The 20,676-nt window shown below is 59.7% G+C and carries 23 protein-coding genes and 1 pseudogene; 11 read left to right on the top strand and 13 right to left on the bottom strand.

Annotated features, from left to right (window positions below; all coding sequences use genetic code 11):
* The 5 genes and pseudogenes from AC1DVF_RS26270 to dapF all read right to left on the bottom strand — a co-directional run.
* A pseudogene (locus tag AC1DVF_RS26270) lies at positions 1–222 on the bottom strand (hypothetical protein); the annotation flags it as partial.
* Positions 209–865 carry a DUF2931 family protein gene (locus AC1DVF_RS26265; RefSeq protein WP_311997063.1) on the bottom strand — a complete coding sequence of 219 codons (657 nt, stop codon included), beginning with the start codon at positions 863–865 and terminating at the stop codon, positions 209–211. The pseudogene AC1DVF_RS26270 and the gene AC1DVF_RS26265, both read right to left, overlap by 14 nt.
* Positions 865–2,406: a phospholipase effector Tle1 domain-containing protein gene (locus AC1DVF_RS26260; RefSeq protein ID WP_477783402.1), complete on the bottom strand. Its 1,542-nt coding sequence runs from the start codon at positions 2,404–2,406 to the stop codon at positions 865–867. The genes AC1DVF_RS26265 and AC1DVF_RS26260 overlap by 1 nt, the downstream gene beginning before the upstream one ends.
* A 136-nt stretch (positions 2,407–2,542) precedes the next feature.
* A complete protein-coding gene (locus AC1DVF_RS26255; RefSeq protein ID WP_150751846.1) occupies positions 2,543–2,905 on the bottom strand; it encodes a DUF6124 family protein in 363 nt (120 codons plus the stop codon).
* Positions 2,906–3,473: 568 nt separating this feature from the next.
* On the bottom strand, positions 3,474–4,292 hold the full coding sequence (dapF, locus tag AC1DVF_RS26250; RefSeq protein ID WP_460090545.1) for a diaminopimelate epimerase: 819 nt from the start codon (positions 4,290–4,292) through the stop codon (positions 3,474–3,476).
* A 226-nt stretch (positions 4,293–4,518) separates the two neighbouring features.
* Here dapF and AC1DVF_RS26245 point away from each other — a divergent pair, with 226 nt between their 5' ends.
* Entirely contained in the window at positions 4,519–4,920 is a 402-nt protein-coding gene (locus tag AC1DVF_RS26245) for a carbohydrate-binding module family 20 domain-containing protein (RefSeq protein WP_477783401.1), read from the top strand.
* A gap of 24 nt (positions 4,921–4,944) precedes the next feature.
* Here the strand turns inward: AC1DVF_RS26245 and AC1DVF_RS26240 are convergent, their stop codons facing one another.
* The 3 genes from AC1DVF_RS26240 to AC1DVF_RS26230 form a co-directional block, all read right to left on the bottom strand.
* On the bottom strand, positions 4,945–5,439 hold the full coding sequence (locus AC1DVF_RS26240; RefSeq protein WP_099758689.1) for a GNAT family N-acetyltransferase: 495 nt from the start codon (positions 5,437–5,439) through the stop codon (positions 4,945–4,947).
* 13 nt (positions 5,440–5,452) lie between these two features.
* Positions 5,453–5,665 (bottom strand): DUF4287 domain-containing protein, encoded by a 213-nt coding sequence (locus tag AC1DVF_RS26235; protein ID WP_477783400.1) that lies wholly within the window; start codon positions 5,663–5,665, stop codon positions 5,453–5,455.
* Positions 5,666–5,895: 230 nt separating this feature from the next.
* Positions 5,896–6,444, bottom strand: coding sequence for a cytochrome b (locus AC1DVF_RS26230; protein ID WP_194934398.1), 549 nt, complete (start codon positions 6,442–6,444; stop codon positions 5,896–5,898).
* Positions 6,445–6,652: 208 nt separating this feature from the next.
* Between AC1DVF_RS26230 and AC1DVF_RS26225 the strand changes: the two genes are divergently transcribed.
* The 8 genes from AC1DVF_RS26225 (at position 6,653) to AC1DVF_RS26190 (ending at position 13,716) form a co-directional block, all read left to right on the top strand.
* Positions 6,653–7,330 carry a thermostable hemolysin gene (locus tag AC1DVF_RS26225; RefSeq protein WP_077573368.1) on the top strand — a complete coding sequence of 226 codons (678 nt, stop codon included), beginning with the start codon at positions 6,653–6,655 and terminating at the stop codon, positions 7,328–7,330.
* Positions 7,320–8,801 (top strand): AMP-binding protein, encoded by a 1,482-nt coding sequence (locus tag AC1DVF_RS26220; RefSeq protein ID WP_477783399.1) that lies wholly within the window; start codon positions 7,320–7,322, stop codon positions 8,799–8,801. Before AC1DVF_RS26225 ends, AC1DVF_RS26220 begins: the two co-directional genes overlap by 11 nt.
* Positions 8,798–9,472: an iron-containing redox enzyme family protein gene (locus tag AC1DVF_RS26215; RefSeq protein WP_099758684.1), complete on the top strand. Its 675-nt coding sequence runs from the start codon at positions 8,798–8,800 to the stop codon at positions 9,470–9,472. The genes AC1DVF_RS26220 and AC1DVF_RS26215 overlap by 4 nt, the downstream gene beginning before the upstream one ends.
* On the top strand, positions 9,459–10,268 hold the full coding sequence (locus AC1DVF_RS26210) for an SDR family oxidoreductase (protein WP_460128057.1): 810 nt from the start codon (positions 9,459–9,461) through the stop codon (positions 10,266–10,268). Before AC1DVF_RS26215 ends, AC1DVF_RS26210 begins: the two co-directional genes overlap by 14 nt.
* Positions 10,265–10,909, top strand: coding sequence for a tetratricopeptide repeat protein (locus AC1DVF_RS26205; protein WP_477783398.1), 645 nt, complete (start codon positions 10,265–10,267; stop codon positions 10,907–10,909). Before AC1DVF_RS26210 ends, AC1DVF_RS26205 begins: the two co-directional genes overlap by 4 nt.
* A gap of 11 nt (positions 10,910–10,920) precedes the next feature.
* The gene (locus AC1DVF_RS26200; RefSeq protein ID WP_007910671.1) at positions 10,921–11,583 is read left to right on the top strand and encodes a response regulator; all 663 of its coding nucleotides are present in this window, start codon (positions 10,921–10,923) and stop codon (positions 11,581–11,583) included.
* A complete protein-coding gene (locus AC1DVF_RS26195) occupies positions 11,580–12,995 on the top strand; it encodes an ATP-binding protein (RefSeq protein WP_477783397.1) in 1,416 nt (471 codons plus the stop codon). Before AC1DVF_RS26200 ends, AC1DVF_RS26195 begins: the two co-directional genes overlap by 4 nt.
* A 157-nt stretch (positions 12,996–13,152) precedes the next feature.
* Positions 13,153–13,716: a GNAT family N-acetyltransferase gene (locus tag AC1DVF_RS26190; protein ID WP_460098684.1), complete on the top strand. Its 564-nt coding sequence runs from the start codon at positions 13,153–13,155 to the stop codon at positions 13,714–13,716.
* A 94-nt stretch (positions 13,717–13,810) separates the two neighbouring features.
* Here AC1DVF_RS26190 and arsH read toward each other — a convergent pair whose 3' ends face one another.
* From arsH to AC1DVF_RS26170, 4 genes are all read right to left on the bottom strand, one after another.
* Positions 13,811–14,503 carry an arsenical resistance protein ArsH gene (arsH, locus tag AC1DVF_RS26185; protein ID WP_093437161.1) on the bottom strand — a complete coding sequence of 231 codons (693 nt, stop codon included), beginning with the start codon at positions 14,501–14,503 and terminating at the stop codon, positions 13,811–13,813.
* 12 nt (positions 14,504–14,515) lie between these two features.
* On the bottom strand, positions 14,516–14,986 hold the full coding sequence (locus AC1DVF_RS26180) for an arsenate reductase ArsC (protein WP_093437157.1): 471 nt from the start codon (positions 14,984–14,986) through the stop codon (positions 14,516–14,518).
* 13 nt (positions 14,987–14,999) lie between these two features.
* Positions 15,000–15,347 carry a metalloregulator ArsR/SmtB family transcription factor gene (locus AC1DVF_RS26175; RefSeq protein ID WP_116255403.1) on the bottom strand — a complete coding sequence of 116 codons (348 nt, stop codon included), beginning with the start codon at positions 15,345–15,347 and terminating at the stop codon, positions 15,000–15,002.
* 173 nt (positions 15,348–15,520) lie between these two features.
* Positions 15,521–16,420, bottom strand: coding sequence for a LysR family transcriptional regulator (locus AC1DVF_RS26170; protein ID WP_099758677.1), 900 nt, complete (start codon positions 16,418–16,420; stop codon positions 15,521–15,523).
* A 133-nt stretch (positions 16,421–16,553) separates the two neighbouring features.
* Between AC1DVF_RS26170 and AC1DVF_RS26165 the strand changes: the two genes are divergently transcribed.
* Together AC1DVF_RS26165 and AC1DVF_RS26160 are read left to right on the top strand one after the other, a co-directional pair.
* On the top strand, positions 16,554–18,218 hold the full coding sequence (locus AC1DVF_RS26165; RefSeq protein ID WP_477783396.1) for a GMC family oxidoreductase: 1,665 nt from the start codon (positions 16,554–16,556) through the stop codon (positions 18,216–18,218).
* Positions 18,219–18,352: 134 nt separating this feature from the next.
* The gene (locus AC1DVF_RS26160; RefSeq protein WP_016982967.1) at positions 18,353–19,975 is read left to right on the top strand and encodes an MFS transporter; all 1,623 of its coding nucleotides are present in this window, start codon (positions 18,353–18,355) and stop codon (positions 19,973–19,975) included.
* Between the two features lie 54 nt (positions 19,976–20,029).
* Here the strand turns inward: AC1DVF_RS26160 and AC1DVF_RS26155 are convergent, their stop codons facing one another.
* Positions 20,030–20,398 carry a DUF427 domain-containing protein gene (locus AC1DVF_RS26155; protein ID WP_093437143.1) on the bottom strand — a complete coding sequence of 123 codons (369 nt, stop codon included), beginning with the start codon at positions 20,396–20,398 and terminating at the stop codon, positions 20,030–20,032.
* Positions 20,399–20,676 lie beyond the last annotated feature (278 nt).

Genomic DNA, 20,676 nt, shown 5'->3' with positions numbered 1-20,676 from the left:
TCCTCCACCAGTGCGCAAGAACGTCTCGCCCTTGATGTCTTGCCCTGCAGTGTCCTCTACCCAAACCTTCATGTAATTAGGCTCGGTTAACGCAAGTTCCCACCATGGAGACCTAGGATCATTTTTTGTGGAAAGCGGATCAGTTGACTGGCAACCAGTAATTAACAAAGCAACAAACACCGTTATCAGCTGTTTCGCCGGGTGACGATTACCAACTTCCATAGGGAATGCCGTACTTGTCGATATACCGCTTGGCCTTTTCACTAATGGGATAAGCATATTGACCACCATTCTTACCCAACTCGGGCCCCAGCGGCTCCAACTCAGCTTGAGCACGAGCGACTTTCACTGGGCGCCGGCATAAATCTCTTACCCACACTTGCACCACACCACCCGGAGCGAGTCCCAAATAAACTGAGGCCATGAAGCGTGCTGTTTTCTCGGGGGTTTCCGGGCAGCGCTGATGGGTAGACGTCACCATCACTTGCCTGGCTTCTTCAGGGATATCTACCCACGCCCGGTAAGTTTTTTGCTCTGGAATCGATTGCCAGCGGACAAAGATCCGCTTAGGTAGCCCTGCCCCAATAACCGGTTTGCCTGTACCACCAACACCTATCCAACCGCGCGCCGATTCTTTGTCGTCATTCGGCTCTGCACCGCTGGCGTTCCCYCCCCCGGCTCGCAGAAAGGTCTTACCGTCAATGTCTTCCACAGAGCTGTCTTCAACCCACACATTCATGAAATTGGGTTTGATAAACGCCAGCTCCCACCAAGGGTATTTGGGATCGTTTTCACCTGAGGTGGAGCTTGTCGCGTGACAGCCGGTGAAGACCAAAACGCCCAATAGAGCTACGAGTATTCTCATTACCAAAGCTTCCAATCAGCTACGTGAGGATGCTGCACGCGAATGCCATCGTCCGTGGGTGCATTGATGTAAACGGCTCTCAAACCGCTGCCGTCACGTCTCCCTTGCGGGTGATTCCAGTTGGCAGAGGTGTGGATGTATTTCAGTTTCAGCAATTGCTCTTCTTCTGCGGTGGTGCTGTAGTCGCCGGCGATGAACCTGTCACAGAGCGATTGCAGTTCCTGGGGAACGGCATACTCGGTTCGTCCAGGAATGTCGGTGAACGGGACACCTTTTTCTTTGGCCAACTGATACATAACTCTCAAGTAAACCGTTGAGAGTTTGCCACTAACCGGGCGTTTGAGTTGTAGCCCAGCGTATACGCGTTTTTGCTTAGGCCCGAAGCGATCTTGCGGATCGGCCGGCAAAGCAAGCGCAGTGGGCGTTACGATTTCCAAAAGATAAGCAGGCCAGCCTTTGGCTACCCACTGACTTTTTACTCGAGCGGCATCCTGATAGATCGAGGTTGTTTTCACGTCAGTGTTGCTCCAAACATCAAGCGTTTGCATAGGACTGACCAAAACACACTCTTCGACTTCATCGAGGTAGCTGCCCCCGATATCCGAGTGGACACCTGGAAATGCGTATTCTGGATAGTCGGGTTTGACGTTACTGAGGGCGAAGTTGGCCCGACATTCGTCGCGCGCAACCAAGTGGACGACGTCCTTGAAAAAACGCGGATCAAGGTACAGTTTTACGCCCGGTGCTATGGGGCTTTTCACCCTGCCAAAATTCGTGAAGCCTGCAATTGACGGCACTGTATCGAACAGCCCAATGAAGCCCATTCGGATACTGCCACCGTACTGGTCGATAAAGGTACGAGCGAAATTATTGGCGTAAGTGGCCAATAGTTCCCTAAGCGGCCCCTGTTTGCCTCTTACGATTTCATTTGAGAAATGGCGAGCTGCCGCTGCGCCTCGACTGAATCCGAAAGTATCAAAGGTGATAGATGTAATTTCACTGTTCGGATTCTCTTGAAGGGCATCCTCAAGGACTTGTTTGATGAAGGTAAACGAAGTCTGAACACGCCCTGCGACTCCTGTCTCTCCACGCCCCATGCCTTGACCGACCAAACTGTCTTCTTCATTGGATTGAGTACCAATGCCTTCAATGTACAAAGGGCGGGATACCTGCTTTATCGGTCCCTCTCCTTCAGCAATCGGAGCTTCGTAATACAGGTCGGCAAGCTTCTTTACATTGGTCGCGCCAGCACCATAACTGCTGTCAGGATCCCCCATATAAGGCTGACAGCTAGCCGGAATATCTTCCGGCGCAATGGGATGCTGCGCCCCACACAGCAATCCCGCCGCCGTGTTGTTCGCATTATTCCCAGTGCCATCAAAGAAAACCCCAATCCTCAACGCGATCCCGATTTTCTCAGGTTCGCGCGCAGGTTCTTTCCCGTGTTTCTCATATTCCGCCCAACGCTGGGCGTGAATATCGACGGGTTTGGCTTCTTCGTAACGATAATTTTTCGGGGGGTTGGGTACGTAGCCACTCATCCGTGATTCCTGGTTCTGATCCTTGAGAACGGCCCGAAGGGTGACAGCCGAGGCTGGGGGGCGCAAGCCGTGGCCGTGTGCCAGCCAAGGTGTGACCGCGGGGTTCGACGAGGGTTTCCCCTCGTCGAGATGGGGGTTAGCTGGCGATTTCGACGTTATCCAGCGCTTGGTTGACGGCGATTTCTCCGAGCATCACGACTTGGGCGATGCCCAGTGCGGTTTTGCGGTGGGGGGTGTCGAGCATGGCGGCGAAGTTGAGGAGCATTTCGCTGGCGGAGCCGAGGGTTTCGCTGGCGTTGGCGAGCAGGGATTCGCTGTCGTACTTCGGGTTGGCGAGGTACATGCGTTCGGGTTGTTGGGTGCTGGCCATGATTTGGCTGGCGGGTTTGAGGTAGTGGTCGAGGGCGCGTTCGGCGGCTTCGTGGAATCGCTTGGAATCGGGGGATTCGTAGGGGGATGTGGGGTCGGTTTCTGGTGGGTTCGGCGTTACTTTGAACATAGATGAAGCTCCTAACACATTTAGAGGAGGCTTCACCCTTTCGCTACCAAACGAAGGGTGGTGGCCATGCGCAGGTTGGTAGACCGGGTGTTAGGATCCGGCGCGCCCTAGGACGCCCTGCACATGACCACCATAAATTCGAAACGAAGAAGTTTCGGCGATGGTGGAGCTGTACATCTAACACCGGGCTACCAAACCCGATCGCTGTTTTTCAGCGACCGACAGACGATAGAACCCGCGACCTAGACGCACAAGCCGGCGGATTCTGGCTTAGTCGTAGGTAACGGCGCAAGGCGTTGTAGGGTTTCGGTGGTTACTTGAGGCTTCGTTTAAACAATGGCGGTTTTTACTGTTTATTTCGGTCAGTGGTTGATGGGGTGACTGGGCGGGCGTCTTCGCGAGCAAGCTCGCTCCCACAGGGGGGTTGTGGTGGATTTTGGAATTGTGGTGGTTGGGCTGGCGTCTTCGCTAGCAGGCTAGCTCCCACAGGGGTTTGTGGTTGGGTTGGGATTTGCTGTGGCTGGGCTGGCGTTATCGCGAGCAGGCTCACTCCTACAGAGGGTTGTGGTCACTTGAGGTCGAGTTGGGTGTCGGGGATTGTGCCGGAGAAAGTGGGTTCTACCGGGCCGCTCAGGGTTACGGAGCCTGAGCCGTTCCAGTGGACGGTGACGGGGCCGCCGTCGCATTCAACGTTGACGGTGTGGTCGAGCAAGCCTCGGCGGATGCCGTTGACGGCCGCGCCACATGAGCATGAGCCGGAGCCGAGCGGGATGGCGCCGTTGCGTTCCCAGATGCGCAGGCGGATGTGTTGGCGGTCGATGACTTGCACGAAGTGCACGTTGGTTTTGTGTGGAAACAGCGGATGTGTTTCGAGGCTTGGGCCGAGGGCGGTGATGTCGACGGTGCTGAGGTCATCGACGAAATAGGTGCAGTGCGGATTGCCCATGTTGCACGCAGTTGGAGCGCCGGCGAGCGGTAGAAATAGCGTGTCGTGTTCTTGCGCCAGAGGGATGTCTTGCCAGTCGAACAACGGTTCGCCCATGTCGACGGCGATCAGTCCGCTGGGCGTGCGTTCGCAGGTGAGCAAGCCACGGTTTGTGCGCAGGGTGATCGAGGTTCGGCTGACCTCGCGCATCAACCTGTCCGCCACGCCACGGGTGGCGCTGCCACACACGTCGAGTGCTGAGCCGTCGGCGTTCCAGAACTCCACGCGCGCATCGGCGTCCTCGCAATTGAGTACTACGGCGAGCTGATTAAACCCGATGCCGCGGTGGCGATCGCCGAGGCGCCGAACCAGTTGGCTGGTGATCGGGTTAGCGTGGTTGCGCGCGTCGACCATGACGAAGTCGTCGCCGTTGGCGTGCATTTTATGGAAATCCAACGGCATTGATCGATCCTTGATGGAGTGAGTTTCGCGGTGATCTGGCCGGATTTTCGTCGCTTTTGCAAGGCAGGTTTGTGTAACGGTCCCGCGTCAGTAGCGGCTTCTCCCGACTATAAACAGGCAGTGCGATTATCGCGAAGAACTCTAAAGGACTGTCAGTTCTTACAGGTCATTTTTTGGGTGCGCGTGGCTAAGCTGGCCCGACTGAATACGTCCTGAGGAATTGATCATGAGCCGCAATCGTTATCTGTTGCCGCTGGGTTTTGTGTTGTCGGCAATGCTGCCTGCTGTAGCTGATGCCGGTGCCACCTGGACTTATCTTTATCTCGAAGCAAACTTTCGCYGTGATAACGGCGTCACTGCACAGGGATACAGCGTCTATGCAGTGGGCAATGTCGCGGAGTTGGGCAATTGGGATACGGAAAAGGCCGTTCTGCTCGGCTCTGCTGCCTATCCCTCCTGGTCCGCAAAAATAAAATTCACCAAAGCGAAGCCTGGTGATGTCATTGAATGGAAATGCATCATTCGCAACGAGAAACCTCCATACGATGTAAAAACCTGGCAGTCGGGACCTAACACTCAGGTGACCATGACGTTTAGTGCATCACTTCAGACTACCGGTCAATTCTGAATCACGAGTGTGCATGGCCAGGATTCACAAACCTTGGGGCTGGCCTCTGCTGCGCGTCATGTTGATCAGCGCTGAACGTCTACCACCCGGCGCCGGGCGCTCTTCGATGGAGAACGGGACGAAGCCAAGTTTTGGGTAAAGCAGCAGGCCTGCGGTGTTTTCGTTGAAGCAGGACAGTTGCACTTCCTTGGCCTGGTACTTTTCGAAGCCGACGGCGGTCATGGTCTCGACGATATACCGCGCAACACCTTGGCCTCGAGCGTAGGGCGCGACGATGACGTTGCCAATGCAGCAAATGCCATCGTGCTCAGCCCGGTAGAAATTGGCGAAGCCGACGAACTCGCCGTTGGCCAGAAAAGCCGTGGAGTCGAAGCGTTGGCTGATTGCGCTGTGCATCTGTTCTTCCGTCAGCGGGAAGTTGGCTTTCGGGAACATGAAGAACAGCTCTTGTTCGCCTTGGGGAAAGCTGCACAGGGTGTTGACGTCGTCGGCCGTCACGGGCCGGTGGGAGAAATTCATCGCTGCCCTGCCCTCACTTTTTACCCGTCAAATGATGCGCAACCAAAGCGTTGGCATGACCGTGGCCCATGCCGTGTTCCTCCTTGAGCCACGCCACCAGTTCCATGTGTTTCTTGTCGGTGATGCCGGCGAGCAGGCTCAGCCAGTGATCAATGGGCTGGCCGTATTTTTTCTCGATGGAGGGGAAGTATGACGCCGGGCCTTTTACCCTGTTGTCTTCGCTCATGCTGCAAGCTCCCTGTGATCACGACGGAGGGTCGGCGGACGCTCCTTGTCGGCAGGTCATAGAGTGGACGCGAAGTGCGATTCCGGCAACTGCCCCGCTCTGCCAGACACCACAAAAACTTATGGGAGCGAGCCCGCTCGCGAAGGGGCCGTGTCAGCCAACATCATCAGACGCTGACACACCGCTTTCGCGAGCAGGCTCGCTCCCACAAGGGTTGTAGTGGATCAGGGTTATTCGGTGCGRCCCGGCAGCATCCGCACCAGCGTGTTATCCCGCACCCAATAATGGTGAAACAACCCCGCCAGCGCGTGCAGCCCGATCAGCCAGTAACCGGTGCTGCCAATCAGTTCATGCCAGTACTTCAGTTGCTTGGCGAAGTCCGGGTCGATGGCCACCGGCGCGGGGACGTGGAAGCCGAAATACGGGAACGGTTTGTCAGCGGCAGCGAGCATCAGCCAGGCGAGGATCGGCGTGGCGATCATCAGCCCATACAGTGCCAGGTGCATCAGGTGCGAGATGCCGGTCTGCCACGCCGGTGGTTTGGGGGTGATCGGCGGGCGTGGGCTGAGGCGGCCGAGCAGGCGGATCCACACGAGGGCGAAGATGCTCGCGCCGAACAGGCCGTGGAAGCCCATCAGCAAGCCGCGCGCTTCGCTGCCCTTGGGCATGTAGCCCTTGATTTCGACGCATGCGTAGACGCCAACGAACAGCGCCAGCATCAGCCAGTGCAGGGTGATTGAGAGTTTTCCATAACGGGTTACGGCGATGTCGCGGGTCATAAGCTGCGCCTCGTGATTGTCGTGAATGACAGTCGATTCGTTCGACCGTCTCGATCCGGTTGCCGGGCGAACCGACGGCGTTACCCTGCCCGCCCAGTCTTAAGAGAGTCTGAAGACAGACCCTCAGGTTAACCTTTTTTCACCTTCAGACTTCGTTAAGAAATGCCTCCGATACTCGCCTCAAACCATTGAGGGAGGCGTTCTGCCCATGCCCGAATTTGACTGGAACATCCCCCTTCCCCTGCGCTTCGGTCAAGCCGAAACGCCGCAGATGACGTTGACCGGTGCCCGGCCCGACGATGCCCTGCGAGAGCCGTTCGAAGCCTTTATCCAGCAACGTTTTCGCAAGGCCCATGGCGCCGACATCCGTCATTTCATGCCCGAGCTGTTTGGCATGCACAACGGCGACGGTGAGTTGTGCGCCGTGGCCGGGGTGCGACGTGCGCATCTCGAACCACTGTTTCTCGAGCGCTATCTGGATGAGCCGATCGAGCCGTTGATCAGCGCGGCGGCAGATCGCCCGGTCGAGCGCAGCGCCATCGTCGAAGTCGGCAACCTCGCCGCCAGCGACACCGGCAGCGCGCGCCTGAGCATCATCGCCATCACCTATCTGCTGGCCATGGGCGGCCTGGAATGGGTGACGTTCACCGGCAACATCGGCCTGGTCAACAGTTTCCATCGTTTAGGTTTGAAGCCAGTGACATTGTGCGCCGCTGACCCGGAACGATTGGGTGACGAGCGTCAACACTGGGGCAGTTATTACGAAAGTAAACCTTGGGTGCACGTCGGCAACATCCGCGCCGGGTTCATCCATTTGCGCAATATCGGCCTGTTTACCCGCCTGGGTTTGCCGAGTTCGATTGAAGGAGCCTGTCATGTCGCTTGAACTGCAACGCTTCCAGGAAACCCTGCGCGACCATGCCCGGCGCAATGACAACGCGACAGCCTTGTGGGGCGACAGGTTGAAACTCGATTACGCCACGCTGTACGCCGAGGTGCTCTATCGCCAGGAGCGCCTGCGCGATGAGCAAGCGCAGGTGATTGCGCTGGCGTTGGACAACGGCGTCGACGCGATGCTGTGGGATCTGGCCGTGCTGTTCGAAGGCTTGACCTGCGTGACGCTGCCGCCGTTTTTCAGTGCGGCGCAACGCGCTCATTGTCTGCAACAGAGCCAAGCCGAACGGGTGATCGCCGAGCCGGAACTGGAAGCCGAACTGCTCGCGGCTGGCTATGAACAACGTGGCGAGTTCTGGTGCCGCGCGTTCAGTGGCCCCAGTCGCATGCCGGCCGGCACCRCGAAACTCACCTTCACGTCCGGCACCACCGGCACGCCGAAAGGCGTGTGCCTGAGCGCCGAGAGCCTGCTGCGGGTGGCACGGGAGCTGGATCAGGCCAGCGAAGCGACCGGCCCGCAGCATCATCTGGCGCTGTTGCCGTTGGCGATTCTGCTAGAGAACCTCGGCTGCTATGCCGCGCTGTATGCCGGCGCAACGCTCAGTGTGCCGAGCCAGAAAACCCTCGGCATTCAGGGCGCTAGCGGCGTCGAGATACCGCGCCTGCTCGGTTATCTGGCCAGCCGTGCGCCGGAGAGTCTGATCCTGGTGCCGCAGTTGCTGTTGTTGCTGGTCAGTGCCGCCGAACAGAAAGCCTTCGACCCGCAAACCCTGCGCTTTGCCGCTGTCGGCGGTGCGCGGGTCTCGGAGGATCTGCTGCACCGCGCGCAACGGGTCGGGCTGCCGGTTTATGAAGGTTACGGCTTGTCCGAATGCGCTTCGGTGGTGTGCCTCAATCGCCCCGGCGCACGCCGCCCCGGCAGTGTCGGCCGACCGCTGCCGCATGTTGAAGTGCGCCTGGCCGAGGACGGCGAGGTGCTGATCAAGGGTTCCACATTGCTCGGTTATCTGGGCGACGCGCCGTACGCCGATGAGTGGTGGCCGAGCGGCGATCTGGGCGAGTTCGACCCGGAAGGTTTTCTCTATCTCAAGGGCCGCAAGAAGCACCAGTTCGTCACCAGTTTCGGGCGCAACGTCAACCCGGAATGGGTCGAGTCCGAGCTGACCCAGCGTCGCCACATTGCCCAGGCGTTCGTTTACGGCGAGGCCTTGCCGAGCAATCACGCCCTGCTCTGGCCGCATCGCCCGGACTGCACCGACGCCGAACTGGCCGCTGCTGTCGCCGAAGCCAACGAGGCTTTGCCCGATTACGCCCAGGTGCATCAGTGGACGCGCCTGTCGCAACCCTTCACCGCCGCCAATGGTTTGCTCACCGCCAATGGCCGCCCGCGCCGCGATGCCATCGTCGCGCAGTACCACGCGCAATTGACCGAATCCGCTGTTTCCGAGGAGTCCGCATCATGAGTTTTTTTGACACCCTGCAAGAAGCCACGCAACAGGAACGCCACGAACTGTTCAACCTGCCGATCATCGTCGATGCCCTGCAAGGCAAGGTCAGCCTCGAAAGCTATCGGGCGTTTCTCGCGCAAGCGTATTACCACGTGCGCCACACCGTGCCGCTGATGATGGCCTGCGGCGCGCGGCTGCCGACGCGTCTGGAATGGCTGCGCAAAGCGGTGGCCGAGTACATCGAGGACGAATACGGCCACGAGCACTGGGTGCTCAACGACATCGCCGCGTGTGGCGGTGATCGTGATGCGGTGCGCGACGGTCAGCCGTCGTTGTCGATCGAGCTGATGGTCAGCTTCCTTTACGACCTGATCGCCCGGGGCAATCCGGTCGGTCTGTTCGGCATGGTAAACGTGCTCGAAGGCACCAGCATCGCCCTGGCCACCCACGCGGCGGGCAGCATTCGCGAGCGTCTGGCGTTGCCGGAAACGGCGTTCAGTTACCTGAGTTCCCACGGTTCGCTCGATATCGAGCACATGCAAACCTATCGGCGCCTGATGAATCAGTTGGAAGACCCTGCCGATCAAGCCGCCGTGATCCATGCCTCGAAAGTCGTTTATCGCCTTTACACCGACATGTTCCGTGGCTTGCCGCGTGACGCGGAGGCTCAATATGCAGCTGCGTGATGCGCGGGTGGTGTTGACCGGTGCCAGTGGCGGCATCGGCCTGGCCATCGCCGAAACCTTGTGCGCCGCCGGTGCCCACGTGCTGGCGGTGGCGCGGCATCAAGAGGCACTGGCGCCCCTGCTCAAGCGCTACCCCGAGTCGTTGTGCTGGGTCGCGGCTGACCTGACCTTCCTCAGCGATCGGCGCAAAGTGCTGGTCGCCGCCGAAGCCATCGGCGGCATCAACCTGCTGATCAACGCCGCCGGGGTCAATCACTTCGCCATGCTCGAACAGCTGGATGACAGCGACATCAATGCGATGCTGGCGGTAAACATCAGTGCGCCGATGTGCCTGACCAAACTGCTGTTGCCGCTGCTCAAGCAGGCCGACAGCGCGATGGTGGTCAACGTCGGTTCGACCTATGGCTCGATCGGCTACCCGGGTTACGCCAGTTATTGCGCGACCAAATTCGCTTTGCGCGGGTTTTCCGAGGCGCTGCGCCGGGAGCTCGCCGACACCCGCGTCAGCGTGCTGTACGTCGCGCCCCGCGCCACGCGCACCTCGATGAACAGCGCCGCCGCGCAAGCGTTGAACGACGCGCTAAAGGCCAACGTCGACGATCCGCAAACCGTGGCCTCGGCGGTGATCCATGCGATTGCCGGTGATCGTCGCGATCTCTACCTGGGCTGGCCGGAACGCTTCTTCGTCCGCCTGAACAATCTGCTGCCGCATCTGGTTGATCGAGGCCTGCGCAAGCAGTTGCCGCTGATCCGCCGCCTCAGTGAAAAACCTGACAACGAGTCGCCAAAACCATGAAAAAACTATCCGCATGCCTGTTGCTCGCAACCCTGAGTCAAAGCGTCTGGGCGTTGGAACCGGCCGACCAGCAACGTCTCGAGGGCATCCAGCAGAGCTGGGCGCACATCCAATATGAAGTGGCGGAAAAACAGCGCGCCGCCGCGTTCGAGCAATTGGCCAGCGAAACCAACGCGTTCACCACGCAGCGCCCGACGGTGGCCGAAGCGTGGATCTGGAAAGGCATCGTCACCAGCAGTTGGGCCGGTGCCGAGGGCGGCCTCGGTGCCTTGGGCAAAGCCAAGGACGCCAAGGCCGATCTGGAAAAATCCCTGACCCTCGACCCCAAAGCCCTGCAAGGCTCGGCCTACACCAGCCTCGCCGCGCTGTATGACCGCGTGCCGGGCTGGCCCATCGGTTTCGGCGACAGCGACAAGGCCGAGCAACTGCTCAAGCAAGCCTTGGAACTCAACCCCAACGGCATCGACAGTCTGTACTTCTGGGGCGATCACCTCTACCGTCAGAAGCGCTACGCTGAAGCCAAAGCAGCGCTGCTCAAAGCCCAGCAAGCGGCGCCGCGCCCGGGCCGGGAAAGTGCCGACGCCGGGCGTCGCAAAGAGATCGCCGCCCTTCTGGTGGACGTGAACAAGAAACTCGACTGACAGGAGTCCGCGTGCGTTTATTACTGGTTGAGGATGATGTGGCGCTGGGTGAAGGCATTCATCAGGCGCTGGGCCGCGAGGGTTACACCGTCGACTGGCTCAAGGATGGCAGCAGTGCGTTGCATGCGCTGCTCAGCGAAACCTTCGATGTCGCTGTGCTCGATCTCGGTCTGCCGCGCATGGACGGCCTGCAAGTGCTGCGCCGCCTGCGCGACAGCGGTTCGAATCTGCCAGTGCTGATTCTGACTGCCCGCGACGCTACCGAAGATCGCATCGCCGGGCTCGACGCCGGGGCCGACGACTACCTGATCAAACCGTTCGACCTGGACGAGCTCAAGGCACGCTTGCGCGCCTTGTTGCGGCGCAGTGCCGGGCGCGCCCAGGCGTTGATCGAACATGCCGGCATCAGCCTTAACCCCGGTACCCAGCAAGTCAGCTATCAGGGCCAGCCTGTGGCCCTGACGCCCAAGGAATATCAGTTGCTGCACGAACTGCTGTCGCCACCGGGCCGGGTGATGACCCGCGATCAATTGATGCAACTGCTTTACGGCTGGAATGAAGAAGCCGAAAGCAACACCCTCGAAGTGCACATCCACCACCTGCGCAAGAAGTTTTCCACCGACCTGATCCGCACCATTCGCGGTGTGGGTTATCTGGTGGAGGAGCGTCGATGACCTCGATCCGCCGCCGCACGCTGACTCTGATTATCGGCCTGTTGCTGGCCGGCCTCGCAGTCCTCAGCACCTTCAACCTGCACGACAGCAATCACGAAATCGCCGAGGTCTACGACGCGCAATTGGCGCAGAACGCGCGCCTGCTGCAAGGGGTGATGCGCATGCCCCTGGCCAGCAAACAGCACGCCGAACTGTACCAGGCGTTCAACTCGGCGCTGGGCGAAGCGGTGCCGCGCGGCGACGGTCATCCTTATGAACGCAAAATCGCCTTTCAGGTATGGAATCCTGCCGGTGATGTGTTGGTGCACACCGCCAGCGCACCGTCCTTCAAGGCACCACCGACGCAGCCCGGCTTCAGCGATGTAGTGGACCTGAACAATCGTCACTGGCGCGCCTTTCTCCTCGAAGACACGCAAAACAACCTGCGCATCTGGGTCGGTGAGCGCGACGATGTGCGCGCCGACCTGGTCGACCGCATCGTCCGTCACACGCTGTGGCCGAACGTGATCGGCAGCCTGCTGCTGGCAGCGATGGTCTGGCTGGCCATCGGCTGGGGCCTCAAGCCGTTGGCGAACATGGCCGAGACCCTGCGCGCCCGTCACAGCGGTTCGCTGGAACCGTTGCAACTGGCGCCGCTGCCCAGTGAGCTGGAACCGATGCAGGCGGCGCTCAACCGTATGCTCGCGCAAATTCAGGAAGTGCTTGGCCGAGAACGGCGCTTTATCGCCGATGCCGCCCACGAAATGCGCACGCCGCTGGCGGTGCTGCGGGTGCATGCACAAAACCTGCAGGAGGCTGGCACCGAACAGGAGCGCCGCGAATCGCTGGCGTTTCTGATCGCCGGGGTCGACCGCACCAGTCGCCTGGTCAACCAGTTGCTGACCATGGCGCGCCTGGAACCGAAACCCAACCCGCCGCCGCTGCAATCCATCGACCTCAGCGAAACCGTGCGCAACAGCCTGGTGCAATTGACGCCATGGTTGCTGAGCAAACACCTGGAACTGGCCTTTGAAGACAGCGCCCAGCCGTTCAACATCATGGCCAGTCCCGGCACGATCGACATTGCCCTGAACAACCTGATCACCAACGCTGCGAACTTCTCCCCCGAACACGGCGTGATCACCGTGCTGCTCAGCCTGGCCGATGGGTTTTATCACTTGAGCGTTGAAGATCAGGGGCCGGGCATTGATGAAGCGGACCGGGCGCGCTTGTTCGAACGTTTCTACAGTCGCGGCAATGCCCAGGGTGCGGGGCTGGGGCTGACCATCGTCAACACCATCGCCACGCGATTGAGCGGGCGAATCACTCTGGTCAATCGTGCCGAAGGTGGCCTGCGCGCAACGTTGTCGATCCCCGACGGGCAACCGCGCACCGTTGGGCAACGCAGCACTCGCGAGCCGCCGCAGATTTGAGTCTGATTGCGACGCCAGGAGCGCCATCACCCGGTAAAAACAGTGGCCGCACGTCGTAATCTGATCCAGATCAGTTCCCGGGGCAAACATCGGCGTAGAACAGAGTTAGCGCACTCCCCTGCGCGTTGCTCGTTCAGCCCCGATGGAGGCTCAGCTCATGCTCACTGTCAAAGACCACAATGACCGCGCGGCGCCGGCCTATGCCGCGCACCCCGGTGAATACTGGATCGAGTCGCTCAAGGATGGTCGCCACGTCTTGATCCGCGCACTTGCCGCCGAGGATCGCGAACGCGAATACGCGTTCATCAAACGCTTGTCGCCCGAGTCCCGACACCTGCGCTTTCTCGCGCAGATCAGTGAGCCCGGCACCGCGTTGCTCGATCAGTTGATGGACGTCGACTGCAAGCAACGCGCGGCCTTCATTGCACTGGCTCACGAAAATGGTGAATTGATCGAGATCGGTATCAGCCGCTACGCCGCCACGGGCGAACAGGATTGCGAGTGCGCGGTGACGGTCGCCGATGAGTGGATGCATCTGGGCCTGGCCACGCTGCTGATGGAACACCTGATCAAGACCGCCCGGCACAACGGTTTCAAGCATCTGTATTCGGTGGATTCGGCCAGCAACACGGACATGCGCGACCTCGCCCGATCACTGGGCTTTGAAACCCACAGCGATCCTGACGATGCCCACCAGGTCATTCATCGCCTGAGTCTGTAGTGCCATTCCTGCGCCCCGTATCCGCCAAAGGTGCGGAGCGAGGCGCCCGCCGTTGCCGCACGTGAACGCAGCAGACCCTCGTTGCGGGACGGCCTCAGATCGAACGCTGGTTGACCCGTGCCATCAGTTGCTCGGCGCTTTCCTTGCGCTCGGAATAACGGTCAACCAGATGCGCCTGTTGATCGCGCAGCAGCACGGTGAACTTCACCAGTTCTTCCATCACATCGACCACACGATCGTAGAACGGCGACGCCTTCATCCGCCCGGCGTCGTCGAATTCCATGTAGGCCTTCGGCACCGAGGATTGGTTGGGGATGGTGAACATGCGCATCCAGCGGCCCAACACACGCAACTGGTTGACCACGTTGAACGACTGCGAGCCACCGCAGACTTGCATTACGGCCAGGGTTTTACCCTGAGTCGGGCGCACGGCGCCGAGTTCCAGCGGGATCCAGTCGATCTGCGCCTTGAACACGGCGGACATCGCGCCGTGCCGCTCTGGCGAACACCAGACCTGACCTTCCGACCACAGCACCAGCTCGCGCAGTTCCTGCACCTTGGGATGGTCGACCGGAGCGTCGTCGGGCAGCGGCAGGCCGGACGGATTGAAGATCCGCGTTTCGGCACCGAAGTGTTCAAGCAGGCGCGCGGCCTCCTCGACCAGCAGACGGCTGAACGAGCGTTCGCGGGTCGAGCCGTAGAGCAGAAGGATGCGCGGTTTGTGTTCGCCCAAAGGGGACGCTCCTTCGAACAGCGAATGATCAAGATGGGGCAGGTGTTCTGACATATGTCCTCCAGCTCAGAGAGAGCCGATACGATCCAGCTCACGCTGGAGATCAGCGCGGCTGAGTGCTTTAAATGGCAGGCCGAGAAAGGTCGCGCAGCGCCGTTCGATGATCGCCAGCGTGGCAGCAAACGCCGCGTCCACGGCGACATCGTCGCCGATCACATCCGAGGGATCTGCCAGGCCCCAATGGGCTTTGAGCGCGGGGCCGAAGTACACCGGGCAGCTCTCACCTGCGGCCTTGTCACAGACGGTGATGACAATGTCTGGCGGATTGTCTTCGAACGCGTCATTGCCCTTGCTGGATAAACCATCGATGGCAATGCCAGCCTTTTGCAGCGTCGACAGGCTGCGTGGCAACACTTGGCCTTTGGGGAAACTTCCGGAACTCACGGCCTCGAATCCGGGGCGCGCCAGATGATTGAACATGGCTTCGGACAGGATGCTGCGGCAGCTGTTGGCCGTGCACATAAACAGGACTCGCATGTTTTCTCTTTCCTCAGCAGCAGGCAGCTTCGCGAACCGGACGCCCGTCCATGTTCTGCAGGCGGGCGGCGTTGTCCTTGAGCCAATCGGCGTTGGCTTTGGACGTCACTTGCAGGATTTCGCGAACCCACGCAGGAAGATCAGGGTTGAGGCGGTAATAGACCCATTGCCCCTGACGGCGATCGAGCAGCAAACCATTGCTGCGCAGTTGCGCGAGGTGGCGGCTGATTTTTGGCTGGCTGTCGCCGAGTGCGCACATCAGTTCGCAGACGCAGAGTTCACCTTGATCGGCGATGAGCAGCATGGCGCGGACGCGGGTTTCGTCGGCGAGGCTCTTGAAGACTTCGGTGGGGGTGATCATGGGACGGGCTCAATACATACGGAAAATCGAATATACGGATATCCATATATAAATCAACTTTGAATTTGTAGCCCTCCCTGTAGGAGTGAGCCTGCTCGCGATAGCGGTATGTCTGTGAGTCAGATGTCGACTGGCACACCGCTATCGCGAGCAGGCTCACTCCTACAAAGGATCTACGGTTGGCGGGACTGTCCGCGTAACAAGCCCTGCTCCGCCTCACACAACCCCACCACATAATCCCAGACCACTCGCAGCCGCACCGACTTGTGCAACTCGCGCCGGGTGCTGATCCAGTAGCTGCGCTCGATGCTTTCATCCGGCAGCAACGGCACCAGATCGGGATCCGATTCGGCCATGTAGCAAGGCAACACCGCAATGCCCAATCCCGACCGCGCCGCCTCCTGCTGCGCGATGACGCTGGTGCTGTGAAACACAACCCGAGGGCTGCGGCAGAAGCTGTTGAGAAACATCAATTCCTGGCTGAACAGCAAATCATCGACATAACCAATCCACGCATGCCGCCCAAGGTCTTCGCGGCTTTGCAGTGGCGGGGCTTTATCGAGATAGCGTTGGCTGGCGTACAACGCGAGTCGATAGTCGGTGAGTTTGCGCGTGACCAGCATGTCCGCCGCCGGGCGCTCCAGATGGATGCTGATTTCCGCCTCACGGTTGAGGATGCTGACGAAGCGCGGCACCGCGACCAGTTCCACTTCCAGCCCCGGATAACGCTCGAACAAGCCGATCATGCGGCTGGCGAGAAACTTGATGCCCAGCCCTTCGGTGACGCCGACACGAATCTTGCCCAGTGGCGCAGTGGATTGGGTGATCTCTTCCTGCGCCAGCAACGCCACGTTTTCCATCGCCTCAGCATGCTTAAGCAGCGCCTCCCCCGCCGGGGTCATTTCGTAGCCTTGGGCGTGCTGGACGAACAGCGCGGTGCCGAGGCTTTTTTCGATGGCTTCGATATGGCGGGCAACAGTGGCGTGGGTGGTGTTGAGGCGGCGGGCGGCGGTGAGCAGGCGGCCGCTGCGTTGCAGCTCGAGAAAAAACCGCAGGTCGTTCCAGTCGAACATGGCGTGTCCTTGTCGGCTATGGTCAATGCAGGCTGTTTAAAAACGCACAGCGGCTGCGCAAAAACTAACATTCTTTTAACGAAAGCTAACAACTAGAGTGTCCGACAATAAAAACAAAAAGCGAGGTCAGGGAATGCAGACTTCCCTTGATGAATACGACTACATCGTGGTCGGCGCCGGCCCTGCCGGGTGTTTGCTGGCCAATCGACTGTCGGCGGATCCGCAGCAGCGCGTGCTGTTGCTCGAAGCCGGTGGGCGCGACAACTATGCGTGGATTCACATTCCTGTCGGTTACCTGTTCTGCATCGGTAACCCGCGCACCGACTGGTGCTTCAAGACCGAACAACAACCGGGTCTCAACGGCCGCGCGCTGAGCTATCCGCGCGGCAAAGTGCTGGGCGGTTGCTCCTCCATCAACGGCATGATCTACATGCGCGGCCAGGCCAACGATTACGATGGCTGGGCGGCCGAGGGCAATCCGGGCTGGGCCTGGAATGACGTGATACCGCTGTTCAAACAGAGCGAAAACCACTTTGCCGGTGCTGCTGAATTCCACGGCGCCAAGGGTGAATGGCGGGTCGAACAACAGCGCCTGTCGTGGCCGATTCTGGATGCGTTTCGCAGTGCGGCTGAGCAAAGCGGCATCGCCAGCATCGACGACTTCAATCAGGGCGACAACGAGGGTTGCGGCTACTTCCAGGTCAATCAGAAATCCGGCGTACGCTGGAACGCGGCGAAGGCGTTTTTGAAACCAGTACGCGAACGGACGAATCTGACGGTGCTGACCGGGGTTGAGGTGGATCGGGTACTGCTGGAGGACGGACGCGCCTCGAAGGTCAGTGCGCGTCACGAAGGTCAAATCAAACAGTTCAAGGCACGCAAAGAGATCATCTTGTGCGCCGGTGCCGTTGGATCGCCGAGCATTCTGCAACGCTCCGGGATTGGTCCTCGGCCGCTGCTCGAACGCTTGGGCATCGGCGTGATTCATGAGCTGCCGGGCGTTGGCGGCAACCTGCAGGATCACCTGCAACTGCGCCTGATCTACAAACTGGAAAACGCGCGAACGCTGAACCAGATCGCCGGCAGCGTCTGGGGCAAGATGGGCATGGGCCTGCGCTATCTGTATGACCGCAGTGGGCCGCTGTCGATGGCGCCGAGTCAGTTGGGCGCGTTTGCGCGTTCGGGGCCGGAGCAGACTTCGGCGAATCTTGAATACCATGTGCAGCCACTGTCGCTGGAGCGTTTTGGCGAGCCGTTGCACAGCTTTCCGGCGTTTACCGCTTCGGTGTGCGATCTGCGTCCGCAGAGTCGTGGGCGCATCGAAATCCGATCGGCGGATCCACAGGAAGCGCCGCTGATTCAACCCAATTATCTAAGCCATCCCGAAGACCTGCGCGTGGCAGCAGATGCCATCCGCCTGACCCGCCGCATCGTCAGTGCCCCGGCCCTGCGCGCATTCAAACCGGTGGAATATCTGCCCGGCGCCAGCCTGCAAAGTGACGAAGAATTGCAGCAAGCGGCGGCGAAGATCGGCACGACGATTTTCCACCCGGTTGGCACCTGCCGCATGGGCAATGACGGCGATGCGGTGGTCGACGCGCAGCTGCGCGTGCACGGTGTGCCCGGTTTGCGCATCGCTGATGCTTCAATCATGCCGCGCATCACCTCGGGCAATACGTGTTCGCCTACGCTGATGATTGCGGAAAAGGCTGCTCAACTGATCCGCAATTCCAAAGCTACAAACACCGTACCTGTGGGAGCGAGCTTGCTCGCGAAAGCGCTAGATCATTCAACATAGAGGTTGACTGACAGGACGCCTTCGCGAGCAAGCTCGCTCCCACAAGGATTTGCATCCCATTCAAGGCATCGCGCATCACCCGGACACGCAACACCAGTGGAACAACAAAAACAATCACTGTGAGGGATACCGATATGTCAGAACACGTTCAGCCGCTGGACGCCGTGCGCAGCGCGGAGACCAGCCCGGATACACGCAAAGTCATCTTCGCTTCCTCACTGGGGACGGTGTTCGAGTGGTATGACTTTTTCCTCTACGGCGCCCTCGCGGCGGTGATCAGCAAACAGTTTTTCGCCGGGGTCAACGACACCACGGCGTTCATCTTTGCGCTGATGGCCTTCGCCGCCGGCTTTATCGTGCGGCCGTTCGGGGCGCTGGTGTTCGGTCGGTTGGGGGACATGATCGGGCGCAAATACACCTTTCTGGCGACGATCATTCTGATGGGCGTGGCGACCTTCTGCGTCGGCCTGCTGCCGACCTACGCCAGCATCGGCATCGCCGCGCCGATCATTCTGGTGCTACTGCGCATGCTCCAGGGTCTAGCGCTCGGCGGTGAATACGGTGGCGCAGCAACTTACGTTGCCGAACACGCGCCAATCGGCAAGCGCGGTTTCCACACCAGCTGGATTCAGTCCACCGCCACTCTCGGCCTGTTGCTGTCACTGCTGGTGGTGCTCGGTTGCCGCTACTTCACCGGCGATCAGTTTGAAGTCTGGGGCTGGCGGATTCCGTTCCTGCTGTCGATCGTGCTGCTGGGCATTTCCACCTGGATCCGCCTGAGTCTGCATGAGTCCCCGGCCTATCTGAAAATGAAAGAGGAAGGCAAAACCTCGAAAGCGCCGATCCGCGAATCCTTCGGCAAATGGGAAAACCTCAAGGTCGTGTTGATCGCCCTGTTCAGCATCAACGCCGGGCAAGCGGTGACCTTCTACGCGGCGCAGTTCTACGTACTGTTCTTCCTCACCCAGTTCCTGAAAATGGACCCGGCGGTGGCCAACACCTTGCTGATCATCAGCGTGGTCATCGGCGCGCCGTTCTTCATCTTTTTCGGCTGGCTGTCGGACAAGGTCGGCCGTAAACCGGTGCTGATGCTCGGCTTGCTGCTGGCCACGGCGCTGTATTTCCCGATCTTCAAATCCCTCGCGCACTACGCCAACCCGGCGATCGATCAGGCCAGCCGTCAGGCACCGATCACCGTGCTGGCGGATCCGGCGACTTGCACCTTCCAGTTCGATCCGGTGGGCAAAGCCAAATTCGACAGCCCGTGCGACAAGGTCAAAACCTTTCTGGTCAAGCAAGGCCTGCCCTACTCCAGCGCCGCCGCCCCGGCCGGCAGCGCCGTGCAAGTGAGCGTCGGCGACGTCAAGCTCGATGGTTTCGACGAGGCCGCACTGCGCGGCGCGATCACCCTCGCCGGCTACCCGCAACAGGCCGATCTGCAGCAGATCAACAAGCCAATGATCGTCGCCCTGATCGTGGCGCTGATCATCATCTCGGCGATGTGCTACGGCCCGCTCGCGGCGCTGATGGTCGAACTGTTCCCGACGCGTATTCGCTACACCTCGATGTCGCTGCCGTACCACATTGGCAACGGCTGGTTTGGTGGATTTCTGCCAACGGTGTCGTTCGCGCTGGTGGTGTACACCGGGGACATTTTTTATGGGCTGTGGTATCCGGTGTTGATTACCGGGGTGAGCCTGGTGGTGGGGATGATCTGTTTGCGTGAGACGAAGAATATCGATCTCGACAAGAACTGAAACTCAACCAGGCAACTCAATCGGCGAGGGCTTTGACCCTCGCCGTTTTTTTGCTCAGGCATCAGCCTTGATCACCTCGAACTTCACCTGATCGGGATAAAACGCCACGTAGTCCTTGATCGGCCCGACCGAGATTTTCGGTTTCTCATAAGTCCACACCGCGTTCGCCCCTTCATGCCCCGGCACTTGCAGACTGAAGTAATTGGCGTCGCCCTTGTACGGGCAATAACTGGTGTGGTCGGTGCGGGCGAAGTACTTTTCGTCGATGTCTTCGCGGGGGACGTAATAGACCGGCGGGTAGTTGGCTTCGTTGAGGATCAGTACGTGGGACGAGGCGGCGACCTGGATGCCGTGGAATTTCACTATCAGGCAGCCGGGAAGTTGTTCGAGGGCAATGACGGGACTAGGGCCGGAGCTTTTCATGGGGTTCTCCTGGATACGGCGAAGAGACCGGTTCAGGTATAGCTCATTGGTTCTGGTTGGGGTGGGTTTACAGCTGAACGGCCCCATCAACTTCAAAAGCCCCTCACCCCAGCCCTCTCCCCGAGGGAGAGGGAGCCTACCTAGGTGTCTTTAGTTCTACATCGACCTGAACGTGCGGTTTCGATTATGGATTCAAAGCCAATCGTTCAAGTCGGTGAATTTCGCCAATATCCCCCAATCAGTCCCCTCTCCCCCTGGGAGAGGGTTAGGGTGAGGGC

Source organism: Pseudomonas sp. P4_D7 (assembly GCF_056401755.1).
Note: the sequence above shows the minus strand (reverse complement) of the source record. Positions and strands in the feature narration are given on the sequence as shown.

Bases quoted from the DNA above. Each gene is read 5' to 3' on its own strand.
- AC1DVF_RS26260 (WP_477783402.1), bottom strand. From the start codon at position 2,406: ATGAGTGGCTACGTACCCAACCCCCCGAAAAATTATCGTTACGAAGAA.
- AC1DVF_RS26235 (WP_477783400.1), bottom strand. From the start codon at position 5,665: ATGAGCGAAGACAACAGGGTAAAAGGCCCGGCGTCATACTTCCCCTCC.
- AC1DVF_RS26160 (WP_016982967.1), top strand. From the start codon at position 18,353: ATGTCAGAACACGTTCAGCCGCTGGACGCCGTGCGCAGCGCGGAGACC.
- AC1DVF_RS26165 (WP_477783396.1), top strand. From the start codon at position 16,554: ATGCAGACTTCCCTTGATGAATACGACTACATCGTGGTCGGCGCCGGC.
- AC1DVF_RS26215 (WP_099758684.1), top strand. From the start codon at position 8,798: ATGAGTTTTTTTGACACCCTGCAAGAAGCCACGCAACAGGAACGCCAC.
- AC1DVF_RS26190 (WP_460098684.1), top strand. From the start codon at position 13,153: ATGCTCACTGTCAAAGACCACAATGACCGCGCGGCGCCGGCCTATGCC.
- AC1DVF_RS26255 (WP_150751846.1), bottom strand. From the start codon at position 2,905: ATGTTCAAAGTAACGCCGAACCCACCAGAAACCGACCCCACATCCCCC.
- AC1DVF_RS26175 (WP_116255403.1), bottom strand. From the start codon at position 15,347: ATGATCACCCCCACCGAAGTCTTCAAGAGCCTCGCCGACGAAACCCGC.
- AC1DVF_RS26225 (WP_077573368.1), top strand. From the start codon at position 6,653: ATGCCCGAATTTGACTGGAACATCCCCCTTCCCCTGCGCTTCGGTCAA.
- AC1DVF_RS26210 (WP_460128057.1), top strand. From the start codon at position 9,459: ATGCAGCTGCGTGATGCGCGGGTGGTGTTGACCGGTGCCAGTGGCGGC.
- AC1DVF_RS26240 (WP_099758689.1), bottom strand. From the start codon at position 5,439: ATGAATTTCTCCCACCGGCCCGTGACGGCCGACGACGTCAACACCCTG.
- AC1DVF_RS26170 (WP_099758677.1), bottom strand. From the start codon at position 16,420: ATGTTCGACTGGAACGACCTGCGGTTTTTTCTCGAGCTGCAACGCAGC.
- AC1DVF_RS26155 (WP_093437143.1), bottom strand. From the start codon at position 20,398: ATGAAAAGCTCCGGCCCTAGTCCCGTCATTGCCCTCGAACAACTTCCC.
- dapF (WP_460090545.1), bottom strand. From the start codon at position 4,292: ATGCCGTTGGATTTCCATAAAATGCACGCCAACGGCGACGACTTCGTC.
- AC1DVF_RS26205 (WP_477783398.1), top strand. From the start codon at position 10,265: ATGAAAAAACTATCCGCATGCCTGTTGCTCGCAACCCTGAGTCAAAGC.
- AC1DVF_RS26180 (WP_093437157.1), bottom strand. From the start codon at position 14,986: ATGCGAGTCCTGTTTATGTGCACGGCCAACAGCTGCCGCAGCATCCTG.
- arsH (WP_093437161.1), bottom strand. From the start codon at position 14,503: ATGTCAGAACACCTGCCCCATCTTGATCATTCGCTGTTCGAAGGAGCG.
- AC1DVF_RS26195 (WP_477783397.1), top strand. From the start codon at position 11,580: ATGACCTCGATCCGCCGCCGCACGCTGACTCTGATTATCGGCCTGTTG.